Here is a 1,501-nt window from a genome sequence, read left to right as displayed (position 1 = left end):
GGCGCCGCCGGCACGTCCGCGGTGCGGCAGGGTGCGGCGCCCAGCGCGGTCGTGACCGTGCCGGCCTCCACCCGGGCGGGCAGCAGCACCGCGTCGCCGACGAACCCGGCGACCCGGGCCGAGGCGGGGGCGGCGTAGAGCTCGCGCGGCGGTGCGGTCTGCTCCAGGCGGCCGTCGTGCAGGACGGCGACGCGGTCGCTGACCGCCAGCGCCTCCCGCCGGTCGTGGGTGATGAGCACCCCGGTGGCATCCGCGGCCCGCAGCGCCGCGACGACCTCCCCCCGGACCTGCTCGCGCAGCCCGGCGTCGAGCGCGGAGAACGGCTCGTCGAGCAGCACCACCCGGGGGTCCGGCGCGAGCGCCCGGGCCAGGGCGACCCGGCGGCGCTCCCCGCCGGACAGGGCGTGTGGCAGCCGGTCGGCCTCGGCGGTCAGGCCGACCAGCGCCAGCAGCTCCGCGACGCGCCCGCGCGCGGCGGCGGCCGGGCGCCGGCCGGGCCCGCGACGCAGCCCGAACCCGACGTTGCCGGCCACGGTCAGGTGCGCGAACAGCGCCCCCTCCTGCGGGACGAGCCCGACCCGGCGCCGCTCCGGCGCGACGGCGGTGACGTCGTCACCGTCGAGGTGCACCGTCCCGGCCGAGGGCCGGTGCAGCCCGGCGACCACCCGCAGCAGCGTCGTCTTCCCGCTGCCCGACGCGCCGAGTACCGACACCAGCTCACCCGGCGCGACGTCGAGGTCGATCCCGTGCAGCACCGGGTCCCGGCCGTAGCCCGCCCGCACCCCGCGCACCGACAACCCGGTCCTCATCGCGCTCCTCCCGGCCCGCCCGCGGTGGCCCGGACCAGCAGCGCCGCGGGGACGCACGCCAGCAGCAGCAGCGCCAGCGCCGCGGGGGCGGCCGCGCCGAAGGCCCCGAGCGAGGTCTGCGACCACAACCGGGTGGCCAGGGTGTCGATCCCGGTCGGGCGCAGCATGAGCGTCGCCGGGAGCTCCTTCATCGCCGTCACCGCCACGAGCAGCCCGCCGGCGGCCACCCCGGGCGCGGCCTGCGGCGCCGTCACCGACCACCAGGTCGACCACGGCGTCCGGCCGAGGGTGCGGGCGACCTCCTCGGCCTCGACCGGCACCCGCTCGACCGCCGTGCGGGTCGCACCGAGCGCCTTGGGCAGGAACAGGATCGCGTACCCGAACACCAGCACCGCCGCGGTCTGGTAGAGCGCCGGGACCAGCACCAGGGACAGGAACACCAGGGCCAGCCCGACGACGACCCCCGGCAGCCCCTGCCCGAGGTAGGCCACCGACTCGGTCGCGGCGACCGCGCGGGACCGGTACCGGGCCGCGAGCACCCCGACCGGCAGCGCCATCGCCACCGCCAGCAGAGCGGCCGCGCCGGACAGCAGCAGCGTCCACCCCGCCGCGACGGCCAGCCGCGGCAGGTCGGCGTCCACCCCGCCGGCGGCGACGACCCGGCGCGCGACCTCGGCGCCGATCCCGGACGC

At 79.4% G+C, this 1,501-nt stretch carries 2 protein-coding genes; both read right to left on the bottom strand.

Going from position 1 to position 1,501, the window contains the following annotated elements; genetic code table 11:
- A partial coding sequence (locus tag NH602_RS30785; protein WP_253069681.1) for an ABC transporter ATP-binding protein occupies positions 1-809 on the bottom strand: 809 nt, incomplete at its 3' end.
- Positions 806-1,501 (bottom strand): iron ABC transporter permease (locus NH602_RS30780; protein ID WP_253069680.1); only part of this gene is annotated, 696 nt, incomplete at its 5' end. The genes NH602_RS30780 and NH602_RS30785, both read right to left, overlap by 4 nt.

Source organism: Pseudonocardia sp. McavD-2-B (assembly GCF_024124365.1).
GTDB classification, from domain to species: domain Bacteria; phylum Actinomycetota; class Actinomycetes; order Mycobacteriales; family Pseudonocardiaceae; genus Pseudonocardia; species Pseudonocardia alni.
The sequence above is the reverse complement of the archived record's forward strand: the minus strand, read 5'-3'. Positions and strand labels throughout refer to the sequence as shown.